Source organism: Streptomyces sp. NPDC048514 (genome assembly GCF_043199955.1).
Classification (GTDB): domain Bacteria; phylum Actinomycetota; class Actinomycetes; order Streptomycetales; family Streptomycetaceae; genus Streptomyces.
On the sequence record NZ_JBICWT010000008.1, the window covers coordinates 395,838 to 414,354 of the forward strand.

Genomic DNA, 18,517 nt, shown 5'->3' on the forward strand with positions numbered 1-18,517 from the left:
CCGGCCGGAGGCTGCCACGCCGGTCGTGGCCTCCGGCCTCAGGCGGCCGTCGCCTCCGGCGTCACCCGGACGTAGATCCCCTCGCTCCGGCGCAGTTCGTGCAGGTCCACCAGGTAGCGCCGGAGCGTCACATGGTCGATCTCGTCGGAGTCCTCGCACCAGGCCCGCAGCCGCTCGTTCACCACGCGTTCCGGGTACTCGACGCCCGGCTCGAAGGTCTGCTCGGCAATGTGCCGCAGCACCAGTCGCTTGCGTGTCCAGCGGGCCGGCAGCCGTACCAGCCGGCCTTCCCGTACGAAGGTGTCCAGTACGTCGTCCCCGGCCGGCCGCGCGGGCCGCTCCCCGCGGGCCAGCTCGCGCAGGAGGTCGTAGGAGACGGTGAACCCGCCGTCCGCGCCGTCCGTCACCGCGCCCTGCTCACGCAGCCTGAGCAGCGCGAGGGCCGTGTCCTTCGCGGTGAGGCCGGCCGCCTCGGCGACCTTCTCGGGGCCGTCCGCCCCCAGCACGACGGCGGCGAAGGCGCGCAGCCGGCGCTCCTCGGCGAGCAGCCCGATCAGTCGCCGGGGCCGCTCGGCCGCGCCGGAGAGTGTGTCGGTGTCCATGGCCGCAGGCTAGACGACCACCACCGCCCGGCGCCCCTGGATATCGCCGGAGCAATGTCTCGAAGGGTGATCCGCCACCTTCCACCGTGACCAGGTCCGGGCGGCACCGTTGAACGGGAAGTGCGGCGGCTGGCCTGCCGCTGCGCCTTTCCGAGCAACAGAAGGAGAACGTGATGGCTCGCATCGCGAAGGCGGCTGCTGTCGTCCTCGGTACCGGCGCCGTGATGATCAGCGGGGCCGGACTGGCCCTGGCCGACGCGGGCGCCCAGGGCGCGGCCGCCGACTCGCCCGGCGTGCTGTCCGGCAACCTGGTCCAGGTTCCGGTCAACATCCCGGTCAACGTCTGCGGGAACACGGTCGACGTCATCGCCCTGCTGAACCCCGCGTTCGGCAACGCCTGCGCCAACATCGGCGGTGACACCCCCGGTACTCCCGGCCCGGGCAGCTACGGCAACTGATCCGACCGATCCGACCGTACGAACAGGGAAGGGCCCCGGCACTCCGAGCGCCGGGGCCCTTCCCCCTGCCGGCGGACACCCACCGGCGGACGGCCATCGGCCGCCGGACGACCGTCGGCCGGCGGCCCGCTCACGCGTACCGGTGGAACCGGCTCACGCGTACCGGTAGAACCGGCTCGCGTCCTCCAGCTGGTCCGGTGTCTCTTGCCACGGTGGGAGTTTCTGGTGCCGGCTCACGACCCGGTGGTGCTGCTTGTCCGTGGCGCCGGGCGGTTCGGCGGGCAGATAGCGGTGTTGGCGGTGGGCGCGCTGCCAGCGGTACCACTGCAGGTCCAGGAAGGCGTGGTGCAGCCAGAACACCGGATCGTTGACCGAGGCGCCGCCGAGCATCGCACCGCCGACCCAGCGGTGCACCCGGTTGTGGTTGTGCCAGGACGCGCTGCCGGTACCGGTCCCCCAGCCCTCGAGCTTGTTGCGAAAGCCCCTGCGGACGGTCGAGTCCCATGGCCACGCGTCGTAGACCGGGTCGTCGAGCGCCCACTTCAGCTCGCTCCTGGTGGGCAGCTGGATGGGGGCGGCGGAGCGGCCCAGGTCCCGGGTGAGGAACCGGCCGTCCGTGATGCCCTCCTTGATGGTCCAGTGACCCGCGGAATAGGCGAACGGACCCGACATGACCTGCCGGTCGGAGCGCCGCCCGTTCCCGCCGAGCAGGTCCTTCGTCCAGGGCACGGAGGTCGTCGTACGGTCCCGGGTCCAGTCCCAGTACGGCACCGTCACCGAGGAGTCCACCCGGCGCAGCGCCCGCTCCAGTTCCAGCAGGAACCTGCGGTGCCAGGGCAGGAAGGAGGGGGTCATGTGGGCGGTGCGCAGGCCGTCCTCGCCGTCCGCGGTGTAGAAGTCGATGTGCATGCGCACGAACTCGTCGTACTCGCCGCGCCGTTTCAGCTCCAGCAGCGCGTTGACGAACCGCCGTCGCTCGTTCGGGGTGAGCTTGCGGACGTCCTTACGCACGTACGCCATGCTGTCCCCCCGTGTGCGTGTGGTCCCCGGCGTGTTCGCCGCCCATCGGGCCCGGTGCCAGATCGCGCAGCCGCTGCCCGGGGCCGATCTGGTCCACGGCCGCCCGCGTCGCCTCCAGCGGGGTCGGGTACGACGTGTAGTGGTCGGCCATGCTGAGCCAGGTGCCGTCGGCCCGGCGCATCAAATGCAGCGGGCGGCCGTCGATGGTGATCTGCCAGGCGCCGTCGAGCGCCCTGCGCCCCGCGTCCGGAACCAGGACGCCCTGGATGCGGCGGCCTCGGTAGGCCTCGTCGAAGGAGCGGCCGTCGGAGCCCCCGGCCGGCGGCACGGGCCGGGACGCGGCGACGACCGGGGCCAGCGCCAGGGCGGCGGCGGAGGCCAGCAGCCCCCGCGCCACCTCTCTCCGGGACGGTCTGCGCACCGCCCTCGTGACCTGCTGCTCCGCGCCCACCGCCAGTCCGCCGGCACCGATGACCATCGCGCACTCCTCGTCCGGGTTCCAGATCATGTCCGTACCGGTAACCGCCGGAGGGCGGGCGGGGTCACCGCCCGAGGGCCATCCGAGGAGTACGGGGGCCGGGGGCGGTGCGCGACGGCCCGTGTCGTGGGGGCGGGGACCTACAGGCCGGGGCCCGTGGTCAGGTTCGCGTCGGGGACCGTCTGGAGGACCGGCGCGAGGACGCCGACCTCGGGGAGCTTGGTCTGCGGGAGACCGGAGTTGTCCGCCCTGGGCGCGGTCAGCGGCGCGTCCAGGGACAGGCCGGGGGTGAGGGCGCGCAGGTCGGAGGCGGGCGCGTCGACGTCGACGTGGTCGAAGCCGTCGCCGAGGACGTGGGGCAGCGGGGACCTGGCGTCCAGGCCGGGCAGGGCACTGTTGACCGGCAGCTGGGGCAGGGTCCGCTCCGGCAGCAGCCGGCCCGTGACGTACCGCGGCCCGTCGGGGGCGCCCGGCCTCACCAGCGGCAGCTCCGCACCGACGTGGGGCACCTCCATGTCGAGGGCCTTGGAGACGCCGCCCAGGGGCACGGTCACGGGGACCGTACCGGCCGCGGCGGCGGGACCGGCGGCCCCGACGGTGGCCGCGATGCCCGTGACGACGGCGGCGAGGGTTCCTCGGGTGGTCGACTTCATGTCAGGTACGGTCCCTTTCAGGATGCGGGGGTTCGACGTCCGTACCGCGTAACGAGCCGGAAAACGGCATCAGTTCACAATTCCCCCGGGTGCCGTAATAGTCAGCTCGTCCAGAAGTCCCACCAACGGGTCAGCACCAGCATGGCGATCACGCCGACGTGCAGCAGCGGAAGCACCCAGGTGAATTCGGCGAGGAAGGCCTTCAGCCATTCGGGCGCGGGCAGGAAACCGTGGCGCACGCAAAGGGATGTCACGTACCAGAAGAGCAGGATCGTCGCGACCCAGGCCAGGCAGCACCACAGGCACAGCGCGTCGATCCGGTAGAGCGACTCGAACTGCAGCCAGGAGACGAAGCCGACGCCGAAGAGGCAGCCCGCTTCGAAGAGCAGCCAGTACCAGGCGGGGAAGCGGGCGCCGGCCAGCAGGCCGATGCCCACGCAGACGACGACGCCGTAGGCGACCAGGCCCAGCATCGGGTTGGGGAACCCGAACACCGAGGCCTGCGCGCTCTTCATCACGCTGCCGCAGGACACCACCGGGTTCAGGCTGCACCCGGGCACGAAGGCGGGGTCCCGGAGCAGCTTGAACTCGTCGAGGGTGATGACCCAGGACGCGAGCAGGCCGGCCGCCCCCGCGAGCGCGATGAGCAGGGCGAGGGCGCGGCCGCCACCCGCGTACCGGTGCATCAGACCCGCAGACCGCGGGCCGGGAGGTAGGCGTGCGCGGCGGCGTTCGTGGTCTCCGGGGAGCCCGCGAACGCGGCCAGGGCCTCGCCGTCGACCGGCCGGCGGGGGCCCGTCGAGGGGCAGACGCGGGTGGTCAGCATGAAGTAGGTGTAGCCGAGCTTCTCGACCGCCCGCAGCCAGTCGGCCGGCGGCGTGACCTGGCTGCTGATCTGCGGCATCTGCAGGACGATCTGCCCGGCCGCGACGAGCATGCCGACCTTCAGGCTCGGCCGGGTGGTGCCGTCGACGGGCTCGCCGCCGATGTGCAGGCCGAGGTCGCCGATGAGCCGCTCGACGGCGGCCGACGCGGCCTCCGGGCCGTCCGGTCCGTCACCCAGGGAGCAGGCGAGGAGGCAGGGCGTCCTGCCGTCGCCCTCCTCGTTCCTGGCCATCCAGGCCAGCAGGACGAAGGTGCCGACGTCGACGGCGCGGAAGGGACGGAGTTCGCTGGGGGCTGAGGTCACCGCGCGACCATACAGACGGGCCGCGGCGCTCCCGGGTGGCCTCTCACCCTTCCGGAGCAACGCCCGGGGACGCTCCACACGATCGAGGGACGGTGCCCCGGACACGGCGCGGGCCGGCCCCGCGAGTGCGGTTCCGGCCCGGGCGCCCGAGGACGTCGGTGGCGCGTGAGGTCACCTTCCCAGGGGCCGGCCGCCGAGCAGTCCCCGGTTGAGGGTGTCGGAGGTGTCGTTGAACGTGCTCAGCACGGAGTCCTTGTTCTCGGTGTCGAGCGCGTCCGACTGGTGCTGCAGCGGCATCAGGTCTTTCACGGTCGGGGGGTTCTTGCCGAGCGTGTCCACCGCGCCGTTGAGGCTCATGGGCGGCAGGTGGCCGGCGTCGTAGGCGAACGCGGGCGCGGCGGCGCCGGCGAGGGCCAAGGAACCGGCGACGACGACGGCGGCCTTCAGGGACTTCATCGTGTTCCTTTCTTCGGCGACTCACGTCACCCCAGGGGATTCCGGTGCCGTGCCTAACGATGTCCGGCCGGGCCGGAAACCCTGCGCCCACAAGACATATGAGATCCCCGAGAAGCACTCCGCAGGACGGCGCTCGGCCGCCGGACGGTGGGTCCGGCGGCCGAGGGCCGGGGTTTCGCCCGCGTCACACGGCCGGCAGCGACGGTGCCGGGGGCAGGCTCAGCGAAGGAAGGGCGGGGAGGGAGGGTGCGGCGGAGGTGACGCCGCCCAGGGTCGAGCCGAGCAGGCCGAGGAGGTCGTCCAGCACACCGGTGGCCGAGGACAGCACATCGTTGAGCTTGGAGGTGAGGGCTCCGACCAGGTTGTCGATCGCCTGGTTCAGCGTGGCGAGCAGGTCGTCCACGGCGTCGCGGGCCAGGGGCCGCTCGCCGTCGTCGCTCTGCTGCGCGGCGACCGGCTGGGCCGCGACCGGCTGGGCCGCCGCCGCGGACTGCGACGCGCTGGCCGCCACGTCCGGCGTCGCGGGCAGACTCGGGGCGGCGGGCGTCATCGAGGCCGACGGAGCCGCGGGCGTCATCGAGGCCGACGGAGCCGCGGGCGTCGTCGAGGCCGACGGGGCCGCGGGGGTCGTCGAGCCGGCCGGGGTGGTGAGCGCCGCGGGGACGAGGGGACTCGTCGGCGCGGTGGGGGCGGTGGGCGCCGTCGAAGTCGCGGGCGGCGTGGACGCCACCGGCGGCGCCGGGGCGGCGGCGACCCTGGCGATGGCCTTCTTCGCCGCGTCACCGAGCCGCTTGGCCTGGCCGGCGGGCAGCCGGCCCTTCGTCAGGGACTGCTCGAGCAGGTCGGCGACCGGGTCGAGGACGGCGCCCGAGTCGCGGAGGGCTCTGACCTGGGTCAGCAGCCTCTCGCCGCCGGGAACGGCCATCGGGGAGGCGCCAGGGGTGCGTTCGTGCGCCGAGTCCGCGGCGACGACGGCGGGGCCGGTGATGCCGACCAGGACGGCAGCGCAGAGGACAGTGGACGCGAGACGCCGGGGCGGCAGACCACGCATGGTGGGTGTTCCTTTCGGTGAACATCGGGACCTGAGCCCACCGTCCGTTCACCGATCGCCCGCCGCAACCGCTCGGACACCGGGCGTGCCCCATCCGGGGGAGCGAAACCGGCCGCCCGCCCCGCGAGGATTTCACGGGGCGGGCGGCCGGCCGAAGGGGCGTGCGGACGTCAGTCGTTGACGCAGGTGTTGGCGAAGGCGGGGTTCAGCAGACCGATGACGTCGACGGTGTTGCCGCAGACGTTGATCGGCACGTGGACCGGGATCTGGACGACGTTGCCGGACAGTACGCCCGGGGAGTTGGCCGAGACGCCGGTGGCGCCGGCGTCGGCGGAGGCCACGCCGGCACCACCGGCGACGGCCGCGACGGCGGCAGAGGTCAGGACCAGGCCCTTCGCGATACGCGACATGGAGAGGTGCTCCTTGGGATCGACACGACATCCGGGCGGATTCCCGGCGCTGTGTCAACGCGCGGCACCCTCCCTGGTTGTGCCGCCAATGGGGTGATCCACATCGGAGACGCCGCGGAACCACGCGGGAACGCCTTCACGATTCCGACACACTTGCCCGATTTGACCGTATTGATGCCGATGGCGACTAGAGTTGCAAACTTCTCCAGCACGTGCGAAAGGGCACCGCCGGTCATGCGCAAGTTCCCGCAGCGCCACCACGCCGTGCGGCTCGGCGGGTTCGTCCGCACGGCCGGCTCTTCCCCCGACCATCGCTCGCCACGGGCGCCCGCCCGCGAAGCGCACTCCCGCCCCGGGCGTACGCCGGTCGCACTGCGCGACGCCACCGGTCCACCGGACGGCGTACCGGACTCCACGACCGGCCGACCGGATGACGTACAGGCCAGGCGGGTCCCGGCCTACGCCCGCCCGCCGGGCTGCGACCGTGGCGTGTTCGATCTCGGCGCGGCTCTGCGCCGGGGCGGTGACCCGGCGGGCTCCCGGCTCGTTTCCCAGTGGGACGCGGCGTGGGCCGGTGGGCTCTTCGCCGCCGTGGACGTCCGGCAGTGAGGCGCGTTCCCGACCGCAGTCCCGAGCGCCCCCGTGAGCGAGGAAACCCGCGAATGCACCAGTCAGCACCCGAGCCCGGGACCCGGGTCCTGCACCTCGCGCAGCCCGTCGACGGCGGTGTCGCCCGGGTCGTGACGGACCTGGCGCGGGCCCAGCTCGCGGCGGGACTGCAGGTCACCGTGGCCTGCCCCGGTGGCCAACTGGCCGCAGGGCTGCGCGAGCTGGGCGCGGAGGTACGGCACTGGCGGGCCGGCCGGTCGCCGGGCCCGGGTCTGCCGGGCGAGGTACGGCGGCTCGTACGGCTGATCGCCGAGGTACGGCCCGAACTGGTGCACGCGCACAGCGCCAAGGCCGGTCTGGCCGGCCGGCTCGCCGTCCGCGGGCGCGTGCCGACCGTGTACCAGCCGCACGCATGGTCGTTCGAGGCGGTCGGCGGTCTCACCGCCGCGCTCGCGCTGCGCTGGGAGCGGTGGGGGGCGCGGTGGGCCGACCGGGTGGTGTGCGTGAGCGAGGCGGAGCGCGCGACGGGAATGCGCGCCGGCGTACGCGCCACTTGCACCGTCATTCCGAACGGGATCGACCTCGACCGCTTCCGGCCCGACCCGGGATGCCTCCCCACCACCACGGCGTCCGACACGGCCCCCCACGCGGTTCACGCCACGGCGTCCGAGGCAGCCCCCCGCACCGCTCACGCCACGGCGTCCGCTGCCGCCCGGGCCGCTGTGCTGCCGGGTCTCGGTCCCAGCGCCCCCCTGGTGGTCTGCGTCGGGCGGTTGTGCCGGCAGAAGGGCCAGGACGTGCTGCTGCGGGCCTGGGAGGACGTCCTCGGCGCGGTGCCGCAGGCCCGGCTGGTGCTCGTCGGCGACGGGCCCGACGGCGCCGGTCTACGGCAACGAGCCCACCCGTCGGTGCTGTTCACCGGCGCGGTCGCCGACGCGGTGCCCTTCTACCGGGCCGCCGACCTCGTGGTGCTGCCCTCGCGCTGGGAGGGCATGGCACTCGCCCCGCTGGAGGCACTGGCCTGTGCCCGGACCGTCGTGCTCACCGACGTCGACGGCGCCCGGGAGAGCCTGCCGTCCGCCCTCGCCGCGCGCTGCCTGGTCCCGCCGGAGGACCCCGTGGCGCTGGCCGGGGCGATCGCCGGGCTGCTGACCGACCCGCCACTGCGCGCGGCGCTCGGTGACCAGGGACGCCGGCACGTCCTGTCCACGCACGACGTGCGGCACACCGCCGAACAGGTCGCGGCGCTCTACCGCGAACTCCTCGGCGAGCGGCCGCCCGTGTCCCCCGAGTGCAGGGAGTCCATCCACTCGTGACTGCGGAAAGTACCGTCCCCTCCCCCGGCGCGCAGCCATGGGACCGCGGACTCTCACCCGTGTCCGTCCTGCCGTCCCGCACGGCCGGCGGTTTCCGGTTCCCGCTGCGGCGCCCGCCCGCGCGGCCCGCGTCACCGCTGTCATTGCTGACCACGGATCTGCTGGCCGCGCTGGTGGGCGCGATCGCCCTGGACGAGGCCGCCCACCGTCCGCTGCCGGTCACGGCCCTGCTGGGCGGTGCGCTGCTGCTGCGCCCGCACTCCGTGCGGCCGGTGCCCGGCGTACTCGACGAGCTGCCGGCGGTGTGCGGGCGGATCGCGGTGGCCTGGCTGGGCCTCGCGGCCCTGCTCGCCGCCCTCGATCCCCAGCGCGCCCTGTCCGCCCGGACCCTGCTGGCCGGCTGGGCACTGCACGCGGCGGCGGCCTGTGCGGGCCGGGCCGTCGTGCACTGGCGGCGCCGGACGGTGCTGCTGCGCCGGCCGCGCACCGCGCTGGTGATCGGGCCCGCCGCCACCGCGCAGCGCGTGGCCGCCGCACTGCTGCGGCACCCCCGCTGCGGGGTGCGGCCGGTCGGCGTCGTGACGGACCACCCTGACGGAGGCGACGGATTGCCGGTGCTCACCAGCGGCGAGCAGGTGGAGCGGGCGCTCATCCAGAACGGCGTACGGGTGGTGCTCACCGTCGCCCCGGCCGTACGCACCCGGCAGGGGCCGCTGCTGCGGGCGCTCACCGAGTCGGGGTGCACGGTGTGGGAGGTGGACGCGGACAGCCCGGCGTACGAGATGCGCGAGCAGCTCGCCGGGTTCGCCGTGCACCGGCTGCACCTGGGCTCACGGCGGCGCACGAGCGCGGCCAAGCGGCTGCTGGACGTGCTGGTGTCCGGGGTCCTGCTGGTGCCGGTCAGCCCGCTGCTGCTGGTGTGCGCGGTCGTGCTGCGGCTCACCGAAGGGCCCGGTGTGGTCTTCCGGCAGGAGCGCATCGGCAAGGACGGCCGCCCGTTCACGCTGCTGAAGTTCCGCACCCTGCGCCCGGTCGACGAGCACGAGGCGGCCACCCGGTGGAGCGTGGCCGGCGAGCGCCGGATGAGCCCCTTCTGCCGCTTCCTGCGACAGACCTCGCTGGACGAGCTGCTCCAGCTGTGGAACGTCTTCCGCGGTGACATGAGCCTGGTCGGCCCGCGCCCGGAACGGCCCTACTTCGTCTCCCAGTTCAGCCGCACCCACCCCGGCTACGCGGCCCGCCACCGCATGCAGACCGGCATCACCGGCCTCGCCCAGGTCAACGGGTTGCGCGGGGACACCTCCATCGAGGACCGGGCCCGGTTCGACAACGCCTACATCGACAACTGGTCGCTGTGGCAGGACATCTGCATCATGCTGCGCACAGCGGCCGCGCTCGTGCGCTCGACGGGGAGCTGACCGATGGCCCTGGACCTGCCTCTCCGCCGCCCCTTGCGGCTCTCCCCGGCGCTGCCCGTGGTGGCCGTGCTCGCGCTGCTCGCCGTGCCGCTCACGCCCGGCGGTGAGGGCGGCGCGGGCCCCGCGGACGCGCTGTCCGCGCTGGTCGTCGGGTACTGCGTGGTACGCCTGCTGCGCGAACGCCGTCGTCCCCTGTCCCGGACCGCCGCCCTGGTCCTCGGGCTGCCGGTGGCCGGTCTGTCGCTCGCGGCGATGAACGCGCTCTCGCCCGGCGACGGCATCACCGGCCTCGGCCGCTACCTGCAGATCTTCGTGCTGGTCCCGGCCGCCGTCCTGCTCCTCGTCCGCGACCGGGCCGACTTCCGGCTGCTGGCCTGGTCGTTGGTGGCCCTGGCGGGGTGGCAGGGCGGGATCGGCGTGCACCAGTACCTCACCGGGACCGGCGCCTCGTACCAGGGCGAGGACATCCGGGCGGTCGGCACCTTCGGGGCGACGGACGTGATGGGCATGGCGGCGGCGGTGTCGTTCGGGCTGGTGTGCGCGGTGGGCCTGGCCCTCGGCCGCTCGTCGGCACGGGAACGGGGGATCGCCGCCGGCTGCGCCCTCGCGCTGCTCCTGCCCCTCGCCCTGTCCTTCAGCCGGGGCGCCTGGATCGCCACCGTCGTCACCCTCACCGTGCAGCTGCTGCTGGCCGGGGTGCGCCGGGCGCTGAAGGCCGGGGCGGTCGTGGTGGCCGCGTGTGTGGTCCTGGTGGGCGGGTTCGGGGTCGGTACGGCGATGCTGCAGGAGCGGATCGACAGCATCACCCAGGTCACCGACGCGCCCGACCAGTCGGTCACCGACCGGTACACGATGTGGGCGGCGGCCGTCGACATGTGGCGCGGGCGTCCGCTGACCGGGGTGGGGCTGAAGGGCTTCCCGGAGTACCGCGACGGACACGCCTCCCTCGCGCTGTCCTCCGGCAGCGACACCGAGGGGGCGGGGGCCGCCTTCCGCCGGCAGCCGCTGCTCTCGCCGCACAACATGTACCTGCTGGTCCTCGGCGAACAGGGCCTGATCGGACTGTCGTGCCTCGCGGGCGGCTGGCTGGCGCTGCTGGTGTGCGCCCTGCGCGGCCTGTGGCGGTCCCGGGCGGCCGGTGGCCGGGGCCTGGAGTGCGCGCTGGTCGCCTGCGGGCTGCTGGTCTGGCAGCTCGTGGACTTCGCGTACGCCGACATCGGCGGCCCTTCGACCGTGCTGACGGCGGTGTGCTTCGGGCTGGTCTCCTGGTGGGCGCTGGCGGGAGCCGACGGGATCACCCCACGCGACGGCACCGCCGTACGAGGCGAACAGACGACGCCGGCAGGCGAGGCGGCGCTGCGATGACCGGCCCCAGGACCGGCGAGGCGTCGGGTCCCGAGACAGGCGAGGCACCGGGTCCGGCGACCGGAGCGGAGGCCGGCGCGGCGCGTGGGCCGGCGGGGGACACGGCGCGTGGGCCGGTGGGAGGCGCGGCGCTCGGGCCGGCCGCGGACGCGGCGCTCGGGCCGGCGGGAGGCGCGGTCGGCGGACCCGCTGCGGACGCGGTGTCCCCGCACCCGGGCGGCCGCCGGACCCGGCCCCGGCTCGCCTGGCGGGGCGGCGGCCGGCCGCGAGCCGCCGCCGACGCCACCCCGGCCACCCTCCCGGTGGCCCGCTCCGCCACCGCCGGGACGGAACGGCCGGCGGGCCCCGAAACCCCCGGAGCGGAACATCCGCCGGCTCCCCCCACGGTCCCGGGAGCGCCACGGCCGGCGATCCCCTCCAGCCTCCCCGGCGCCGGACAACGGCCGTTCCCCTCCACCACCACCGTCGTCGGACAGCGGCCGTTCCCCCTCACCGGCCCCGGCGCCGGACAGCCCACGCCCCGCCCCGACATCCACAGCCCCCGGCAACCGGTGATCGCCGCCTCCACCCCCGGCGCGGACCAGGCGACGACCCGCCCCGGCGCCCCACAGCCGACGCCCCCCTCCCTCACCCCCGGCGCGGACCACCCCGCGCCCCCCTCCCTCACCCCCGGCGCGGACCACCCCGCGCCCCCCTCCCTCACCCCCGGCGCGGACCACCCCGGCGATCTCGGCCCTCCACGGCCGGCCACCCCCTCCGCCGCCTCCACCCCGCACCGGCCCACGGACCCTCCGGTAGCCGCCGGTTCGGGAGCCGCTCGGGAGGCTGGAGGGGGCGGACGGGTCGCGTCCAGCGGCCGCTTTCTCGCCAGGGCCACGCTGCTCACCGCCTCCCTCTCGGTCGCGGCGGCGCTGCTGGGGCTGTTGCGGGACCAGTCGCTGGCCCGGTTGTTCGGCGCCGGGCGGGACACCGACGCCTTCCTGGTCGCCTGGACCGTGCCGGAGTTCGCGGCCACCCTGCTCATCGAGGACGGGCTGGCCTTCGCGCTGGTACCCGCGTTCAGCATGGCCCTGGCCCGGCGTGCTCAGGGTGGATCCGGAGACCCGGTCCGCTCGCTGGTCGCCGGCACCCTGCCCCGGCTGTCCCTCGCGTTCGCGGCGGCGGGCGCGCTGCTCGCGCTGACGGCACCGCAGTTCGTCGGCGCGCTGGCGCCCGGTCTGCCCGATCCGGGTCTCGCCGTCGACTGCACCCGGCTCGCCTCGACGTGCGTGCTCAGCTTCGGCCTCGCCGGATACTGCAGCGCCGTGCTCCGGGCCCACGGCCGCTTTCTGGCCCCGGCCGCGATCTACATCGCCTACAACGTGGGAATCGTCACGGCGATGTACACCCTGGGCGGCCGCTGGGGCGTGCGCTCGGCCGCGTTCGGCGTGGCGGCCGGCGGCTGCCTGATGGTGCTGGCCCAGCTGCCCTCGCTGCTGCGGGAGTTGCGCCGCCACCGGCACAGCGGGGCACCTCCCGCGAAGGGGGCCGCCACCGGGGCGCCGCCGATGGCCGGGCCGCTGCTGGCCACCGTGCTGCTGTTCGCGCTGTGCCGGCAGTCGCAGGTGCTCATCGAACGGTTCCTCGCCTCCGGCCTGCCCGCCGGGGCCATCTCGCATCTGAACTACGCCCAGAAGGTCGCGCAGATCCCGATGACCCTGTCGACGATGCTGTGCACGGTCACCTTCCCGGTGGTGGCACGGGCGCTGGCCGAGGGTGACGCCGAGGGGGCCCGGGTCCGGGTGGAACGGGATCTCGCGGTGGCCGCCGCACTGGTGCTGCTCGGCACGGCGGGTGTGGTGGCCTGCGCCCCGCAGCTGATCCATCTGCTGTTCCAGCGGGGCGCGTTCACGGCCGGGGACACCGCGGCCACCGCCGGGGTGATGCGTGTCTACGCGCTCGGGCTGCTCGGGCAGACCCTGACCGGCGTCCTGGTCCGCTCCTATTTCTCGGCCGGCCGCGCCACCTGGTACCCGGTGGCGGCGATGACCGCCGGGATCGCCGCCACCTTCTGGATCGGCGTCCGGACCGTGGACACCTGGGGGGTCACCGGGATCGCCGCCGCGAACGCCGCCGGCATCACCCTCACCGCCGGCCTGCTGCTCGCCGGCATGCGGCACCGCAGTGTGCCCGTCCGGACCCGGCGGGTGCTGCACCAGCTGAGCCGGCCGATCGGGGCGGCGGCGGTCGCCGCCCCGGCCGGCGGCCTCGCCGCCCGGCTGCCCGCGTCGCCGCTCGCCGGACTCGCCGCCGGCGGCATCACCGTGACCGTCGTGTTCGCCCTGCTCGGCTGGGCCCTGGGCGTCCAGGACGTGGCACCCGCACTCCGTTTCGTACGCACCCGAACCCGAAGGCTCGCTGATGCTCTCCTCCGTTGAGACCGCCGTCCCCGGGCGGGCGGCCAGAACATGCCGTGTCCCGTGGATCGCGATGTACCACTCGGTCGGCGACTGCTCCGACGACCCGTACCGCATCACGGTCACGCCCGAGCGGCTGGACCGGCAGCTGCGCTGGCTGCGCGAGCACGGGCTGCGCGGGGTCTCGGTGGCCGAACTGCTCGCCGCCCGCGCCGGGGGCGAGGGCCAGGATCTGGTGGGCCTCACCTTCGACGACGGCTACGCCGACTTCCTGGACAACGCCCTGCCCGTGCTGGCCCGCCACAAGTGCACGGCCACCTTGTTCGTGCTGCCCGGCCGGACCGGCGGCGACAACGCCTGGGACCCGCAGGGCCCGCGCAAGCCGCTGCTCACCGCCGAGGGCATCCGGCGCGCAGCCGACGCCGGCGTGGAGATCGGTTCGCACGGCCTCAGCCATGTCGACCTCACACGCACCGACGACGCCCTGCTGACCGCCGAGACCGCCGGCAGCCGCACGCTGCTGCGCGAGCTGACCGGGGTGCCGGTCACCGGCTTCTGCTACCCGTACGGCACGGTCGACCGACGCGCCGTGGACGCCGTACGGCAGGCCGGTTACGGCTACGCCTGTGCCATCGACCCCGGCGAGCTGAGCGGCCCGTACGTCCTGCCGCGCGTGCACATCGGGCAGAACGACACCGCCGTACGCCTGTTCCTCAAGTACCGGCTGCACCGGTTGCGCCGGCGGCCCGTCGAGGGCCTGCGGTGAGGGCCCTGCACATCATCACGGGGCTCGGAGTCGGCGGGGCCGAGCAGCAACTGCGACTGCTGTTGCGGCACTTGCCGGTGGCGTGCGACGTGGTGACGCTGACCGAACCCGGCGCGGTGGCCGCGGGGCTGATGGCCGACGGGGTGCGGGTGGAGCACCTCGGCATGGCCGGCAACCGCGATCTGGCCGTGCTGCCGCGACTGGTCCGGCTGATCCGCGACGGCGGCTACGACCTCGTGCACACCCATCTGTACCGGGCCTGCCTGTACGGCCGGATCGCCGCCCGGCTGGCCGGGGTCCGCGCCGTCGTGGCCACCGAGCACTCTCTCGGCGACTCGCAGCTGGAGGGCCGGCCGCTCACGGCGGGGGTGCGCGGCCTGTACCTGCTGGGCGAGCGGCTGGGCCGGTCCACCGTCGCAGTCTCCCCCACGGTCGCCGAACGGCTCGTCCGCTGGGGGGTGGCCGAGCGGCGCATCACGGTGGTCCCCAACGGTATCGAGCTGGCGCGGTTCGCCTTCGACCCGGTGGCCCGCCGCCGCACCCGCGAACGCCTCGGTCTGCCCGCCGACGCGTTCGTCGTCGGCGGCGTCGGCCGCCTCGCCCCCGGCAAACGCTTCGACGTGCTGATCGAGGCCTTCGCCCGGCTGCCAACCGACTGCCGGCTGCTGCTGGTCGGCGGGGGCGCGGAGGAGGGCGCCCTGCGCCGGGCCGCGGGGCGGGCGGGGGTCGACGGCCGGGTCCTGTTCGCGGGCGAGCGGCCGTACGTCGCGGACGGCTCGCCCGGCCCGGACCTGCCCGCGCTGGCCTCGGCGATGGACGTGCTCGCCGCGCCGTCCCCCGAGGAGGCGTTCGGGCTCGCGGTCGTGGAGGCGCTCGCGGCCGGCCTGCCGGTGCGGTACACGTCCTGCCCGGCCCTGGAGGACCTGCCGCCCGAGGCCGCGCCGTACGCGGTGCGCGTCCCGTGCGACGCGGGCGCCTACGCCCGCGCGCTCGCCGGTGTCCGGGCCGCCGGGCCCGGCCCGCGCGCCGCCCCCGAGGCGGCCCGCCACTACTGCATCACCCGCAGCGCCACCCGGCTCATGGACGTGTACGCGGCCGCGCTCGCCCGCACGTCCCTCCACGTCCCGATCCAGCAGGGAGCAAGCACGTCATGACCGAGATCCACACCCGGCACACCCGCACCTCCCGCCTCCCCCGTGCACTGCCGTCCTGGTCGCTGGTGGCGGCCGGTGTCCTCGCGGGGGGGCTGCTGGGCGGCGCCTACGGTGTACTGAAGACGCCGACGTACACGGCGACCAGCTATGTCATCGCCGTGCCCACCGAGCGGTCCGACACCGCCACCGCACTCGGTTTCGCGCAGGCCTACGGGCGGGTCGCCACGCAGCTCGCGGTGCTCGGCGACGCCGGGAAGTCGGCCGGGGTCCCGCTGGCCACCCTGCGCGACAGCGTGCGCACCGCCACCTCCCCGGACGCCCCGATGGTCGCCGTCTCCGCCACCTCCACCCGCCCGGCCCGGGCCGCCGCCATGGCCGACGCGGTCGCCGGCGCGCTCACCCGGCACGCCGACGGCGTCAAGGCCGGCACACACGTCGAACTCCTGTGGTTCTCCAAGGCGGTGAAGCCCACCGCACCGGCCTCGGCGTCGCCCGGGGTGACCGGTCTGGTCGGTGCGAGCGCGGGCGGCCTGCTCGGCGGTCTCGTGCTGCTGACGCGGCCGGGGCGCCGCCCGGCCGAGGAGACCGCGCCGGCGGCCTCGGTGCCCGGTCCGGCCGTCGCCGCCGACGCGCACGGCCGGCCATGACGGCGACCTGCACCGGGCGTGCCGCCCGCCCGGCCCTCGCCGCCGAACTCGTCACCGACGGGGCCGCCTTCGCGCGACTGGCGCCGGCCTGGGACCGGCTGTTCGGGCGGTGCGCCGCCGCGACCCCGTTCCAGAGCCACGCCTGGCTGCACTCGTGGTGGCTGTCCTACGGCGGGCATGGCCGGCTCAGGCTGCTGCTGGTGCGCTCCGGTGAGGAACTGGTGGCCGCCGCACCGCTGATGCTGGTCCGCCGGCCGCTGCCCGCCCTGGTGCCGCTCGGCGGCCCGATCTCCGACTACGCGGATCTGCTGCTGGACGACGGCGATTCCGGGGGCGCGGCCGGCGCGCTCACCGAGACGCTGGCGGACGCGGCCCGTACGGCGCTGATCGACTTGCGTGAGGTGCGGCCGGGCGGCACGGCGGAGCGGGTCTACGACCGCTGGCCCGGTCCGCGCCGTGCGCTCCCGGACTCCCTGTGCCTGGAGCTGCCGGCCGTTCCCATGGACGGGCTGGTGGCCCGGCTGCCGTCGAACAAGGCCCAGCGGGTGCGGGCCAAGCTGCGCAAGCTGACCGCGCTCGGCGTGCGGCGGCGGACGGTCGGCCCCGAGGAGGTGGACGCGGCGCTCGGCAGGCTGCTGGAGCTGCACCGGCTGCAGTGGCAGGGGCGAAAGGTGACGTCCGAGCATCTCAGTCCCCGGTTCCGGGCGCACCTGGTGCGTGCGGTCGGCCCCATGGTGCGCTCCGGGAACGCGGTGGTCACCGAGTTCCGGATCGACGGCGAGGTGGTGGCCGTGGATCTGACCCTGCTCTCGTCCGGCCTGGCCGGCGGTTACCTCTACGGGGCCCACCCCGGTCTGCGGGAACGCAAGGTGGACGTGGCGGTGATGCTGCTCGACGCCTGTGCCGAGCAGGCCGCCGTGGGCGGGCGCGGCACGCTGAGCCTGCTGCGCGGCGACGAGCCGTACAAGCACCACTGGCGTCCCGAACCGGTCGTCAGCCGGCGGCTGCTGCTGGCCCGGCGGCGCACCGCCCCGCTGCTGTCGGCCGCGCTGTGCGACGCGGCCGCCCGGCAGCGGGGCAAGGAGGTGCTGCTCCGGTGGCGGGAACGCGGCCAGGACTAGCGGTTGCGCGACCACCAGTCGAGCCGGAGGCAGAGCTTGCCGCCGAGCCAGTGCTCGATCCAGTCGCCGAGTTCCATCGGCGAGCAGTCGGCCGGGGGCTTCGGAGTGGGCGTCGGGGCCGGCTCGGTCGCGGGCACGGGTGTCGGGATCGGCGTCGGCGTTGGGGTCGGGATCGGCGTCGGCGTCGGGGTGGGGGTGGGGGTGGGGGCCGGCTGGTCGGTGCGGCCGTACAGGGCCGCCCGGTAGAGCCGGGACGCCCGGGGGTTCGCCGAGCACTGCCATACGCCGTGCGGGCAGTAGTCGGTCAGCGTGTTGTACAGCGGTTCGTGCTCGTCGATCCAGGCGAGCATGCGCCGCATGTACTCCGCGTTGTCACCGTTGCGGAAGAGCCCCCATTCCGGATAGGAGATGGGCTTGCCGTGGGATTTCGCGAAATCCACCTGCTGCTGGAGGCCGTACGGCTCCTTCACCTGTTCGTCGAACGACATTCCGGTCGGCTGGTCGTAGGAATCCATGCCGATGATGTCGACCGTGTCGTCGCCCGGATAGCACTCGGTCCAGGGCACGGCGTCCCGGCCGCGGCTCGGCGTGAAATCGAACCGGAACCGCTGGCCCGGCACCGACCGCATGGTGGTGACGATGCGGTTCCAGTACGTCTTCCAGGCCTGCGGGTCCGGCCCGCACCGGTGGGTGTAGGTGATGCCGTTCATCTCCCAGCCGAGCACGATCACCGTGTCCGGCACCTTCAGCCGCACCAGCCGCTCGGCCAGGGCCTTGAAATGGTGGTCGAACGCGCCGGCCGCGGCCTGCCGCAGCAGCCACCGCACGTCGGTGTCGGAGACGTTCTCCTCGTTGCGCTCCTGCATCGGCACGTTGAGCACGAGCATCCGGTCGGCCTTCTGGACCCGCCAGTGGGCCCACACGTCCAGGAAGCCGGGCGGCCCCTCGATGTCCTCCCAGCGGCCGCCGGGCAGATAGGTGTGCGCCACTTTCAGCTCGGTCCCGCCGAGCCAGTGGCCCAGCTCGGCCATGCGCGCCACACCGCTGGGCCCGGAGTCGAGGAAGGCGCCGAAGGGCGGGACGGCCTTGGCGCTCGCCGTGGCCGCCGGAGTCGCCGGAGTCATTGGAGTCGCCGGAGTCATTGGAGTCGCCGGAGTCATTGGGCTGGCCGGACCGGTCGGGCTCGTCGGCGCCGGTGCGGGCGGATCGGTGAACCGCACCACCCCTGCCGCGAAACCGGGCCCGGCCGCCACGGTGGCCGACGCGGCGACCGCCACCGCGACCACGGTCAGCCGGCGGAAGCGGTCCCCTCGCTGCTGTGGAGCCATGCCTGCTCCTCCCTCCACGCGACTGCATTTCCACTGCTTCTAATTCCTGTTATTGACACATAGTCACATCAATATGAATT

At 74.6% G+C, this 18,517-nt stretch carries 20 protein-coding genes; 10 read left to right on the forward strand and 10 right to left on the reverse strand.

Annotation, left to right across the window (positions count from 1 at the left end; translation table 11 throughout):
- Positions 1–38: 38 nt before the first annotated feature.
- The gene (locus ACGFT2_RS20210) at positions 39–602 is read right to left on the reverse strand and encodes a DUF2087 domain-containing protein (protein WP_393279905.1); all 564 of its coding nucleotides are present in this window, start codon (positions 600–602) and stop codon (positions 39–41) included.
- A 173-nt stretch (positions 603–775) separates the two neighbouring features.
- On the opposite strand from ACGFT2_RS20210, the gene ACGFT2_RS20215 reads away from it, so the two are divergent.
- Positions 776–1,060 carry a chaplin gene (locus ACGFT2_RS20215; RefSeq protein WP_393279908.1) on the forward strand — a complete coding sequence of 95 codons (285 nt, stop codon included), beginning with the start codon at positions 776–778 and terminating at the stop codon, positions 1,058–1,060.
- A 153-nt stretch (positions 1,061–1,213) separates the two neighbouring features.
- Here the strand turns inward: ACGFT2_RS20215 and ACGFT2_RS20220 are convergent, their stop codons facing one another.
- From ACGFT2_RS20220 to ACGFT2_RS20255, 8 genes are all read right to left on the reverse strand, one after another.
- Positions 1,214–2,080 (reverse strand): tyrosinase family protein, encoded by an 867-nt coding sequence (locus ACGFT2_RS20220; RefSeq protein ID WP_393279910.1) that lies wholly within the window; start codon positions 2,078–2,080, stop codon positions 1,214–1,216.
- Positions 2,064–2,558, reverse strand: a complete 495-nt coding sequence (locus ACGFT2_RS20225) for a tyrosinase family oxidase copper chaperone (protein ID WP_393280056.1) — start codon at positions 2,556–2,558, stop codon at positions 2,064–2,066. Before ACGFT2_RS20225 ends, ACGFT2_RS20220 begins: the two co-directional genes overlap by 17 nt.
- Positions 2,559–2,698: 140 nt before the next feature.
- Entirely contained in the window at positions 2,699–3,211 is a 513-nt protein-coding gene (locus tag ACGFT2_RS20230; RefSeq protein ID WP_393279913.1) for a hypothetical protein, read from the reverse strand.
- A 101-nt stretch (positions 3,212–3,312) separates the two neighbouring features.
- Positions 3,313–3,897 carry a vitamin K epoxide reductase family protein gene (locus ACGFT2_RS20235; RefSeq protein ID WP_393279916.1) on the reverse strand — a complete coding sequence of 195 codons (585 nt, stop codon included), beginning with the start codon at positions 3,895–3,897 and terminating at the stop codon, positions 3,313–3,315.
- Positions 3,897–4,400 (reverse strand): DUF5949 family protein, encoded by a 504-nt coding sequence (locus ACGFT2_RS20240; RefSeq protein ID WP_393279919.1) that lies wholly within the window; start codon positions 4,398–4,400, stop codon positions 3,897–3,899. Before ACGFT2_RS20240 ends, ACGFT2_RS20235 begins: the two co-directional genes overlap by 1 nt.
- A 171-nt stretch (positions 4,401–4,571) precedes the next feature.
- Entirely contained in the window at positions 4,572–4,856 is a 285-nt protein-coding gene (locus tag ACGFT2_RS20245) for a hypothetical protein (protein WP_393279922.1), read from the reverse strand.
- A 184-nt stretch (positions 4,857–5,040) separates the two neighbouring features.
- Entirely contained in the window at positions 5,041–5,907 is an 867-nt protein-coding gene (locus ACGFT2_RS20250; RefSeq protein ID WP_393279925.1) for a hypothetical protein, read from the reverse strand.
- 170 nt (positions 5,908–6,077) lie between these two features.
- Complete coding sequence (locus ACGFT2_RS20255) at positions 6,078–6,317, reverse strand: chaplin (RefSeq protein ID WP_393279928.1); 240 nt, start codon at positions 6,315–6,317, stop codon at positions 6,078–6,080.
- A gap of 234 nt (positions 6,318–6,551) precedes the next feature.
- Between ACGFT2_RS20255 and ACGFT2_RS20260 the strand changes: the two genes are divergently transcribed.
- The 9 genes from ACGFT2_RS20260 to ACGFT2_RS20300 all read left to right on the forward strand — a co-directional run bounded on the left by ACGFT2_RS20260 (position 6,552) and on the right by ACGFT2_RS20300 (position 17,109).
- On the forward strand, positions 6,552–6,926 hold the full coding sequence (locus tag ACGFT2_RS20260; RefSeq protein ID WP_393279930.1) for a hypothetical protein: 375 nt from the start codon (positions 6,552–6,554) through the stop codon (positions 6,924–6,926).
- Between the two features lie 53 nt (positions 6,927–6,979).
- Positions 6,980–8,242, forward strand: a complete 1,263-nt coding sequence (locus ACGFT2_RS20265; RefSeq protein WP_393279932.1) for a glycosyltransferase — start codon at positions 6,980–6,982, stop codon at positions 8,240–8,242.
- Positions 8,239–9,660 (forward strand): exopolysaccharide biosynthesis polyprenyl glycosylphosphotransferase, encoded by a 1,422-nt coding sequence (locus ACGFT2_RS20270; protein WP_393279935.1) that lies wholly within the window; start codon positions 8,239–8,241, stop codon positions 9,658–9,660. The genes ACGFT2_RS20265 and ACGFT2_RS20270 overlap by 4 nt, the downstream gene beginning before the upstream one ends.
- 3 nt (positions 9,661–9,663) lie before the next feature.
- On the forward strand, positions 9,664–11,025 hold the full coding sequence (locus tag ACGFT2_RS20275; protein ID WP_393279938.1) for an O-antigen ligase family protein: 1,362 nt from the start codon (positions 9,664–9,666) through the stop codon (positions 11,023–11,025).
- Positions 11,026–11,579: 554 nt separating this feature from the next.
- Entirely contained in the window at positions 11,580–13,442 is a 1,863-nt protein-coding gene (locus tag ACGFT2_RS20280; protein ID WP_393280058.1) for a lipid II flippase MurJ, read from the forward strand.
- Entirely contained in the window at positions 13,426–14,187 is a 762-nt protein-coding gene (locus tag ACGFT2_RS20285; protein WP_393279941.1) for a polysaccharide deacetylase family protein, read from the forward strand. The genes ACGFT2_RS20280 and ACGFT2_RS20285 overlap by 17 nt, the downstream gene beginning before the upstream one ends.
- Positions 14,184–15,341 (forward strand): glycosyltransferase, encoded by a 1,158-nt coding sequence (locus tag ACGFT2_RS20290; protein ID WP_393279944.1) that lies wholly within the window; start codon positions 14,184–14,186, stop codon positions 15,339–15,341. The genes ACGFT2_RS20285 and ACGFT2_RS20290 overlap by 4 nt, the downstream gene beginning before the upstream one ends.
- The gene (locus tag ACGFT2_RS20295; protein WP_393279946.1) at positions 15,338–15,988 is read left to right on the forward strand and encodes a lipopolysaccharide biosynthesis protein; all 651 of its coding nucleotides are present in this window, start codon (positions 15,338–15,340) and stop codon (positions 15,986–15,988) included. Before ACGFT2_RS20290 ends, ACGFT2_RS20295 begins: the two co-directional genes overlap by 4 nt.
- Positions 15,985–17,109, forward strand: a complete 1,125-nt coding sequence (locus ACGFT2_RS20300) for a GNAT family N-acetyltransferase (protein WP_393279949.1) — start codon at positions 15,985–15,987, stop codon at positions 17,107–17,109. Before ACGFT2_RS20295 ends, ACGFT2_RS20300 begins: the two co-directional genes overlap by 4 nt.
- Here ACGFT2_RS20300 and ACGFT2_RS20305 read toward each other — a convergent pair.
- Positions 17,106–18,437, reverse strand: coding sequence for a glycoside hydrolase family 26 protein (locus ACGFT2_RS20305; protein ID WP_393279951.1), 1,332 nt, complete (start codon positions 18,435–18,437; stop codon positions 17,106–17,108). The genes ACGFT2_RS20300 and ACGFT2_RS20305 overlap by 4 nt on opposite strands.
- Between the last annotated feature and the right edge of the window lie 80 nt (positions 18,438–18,517).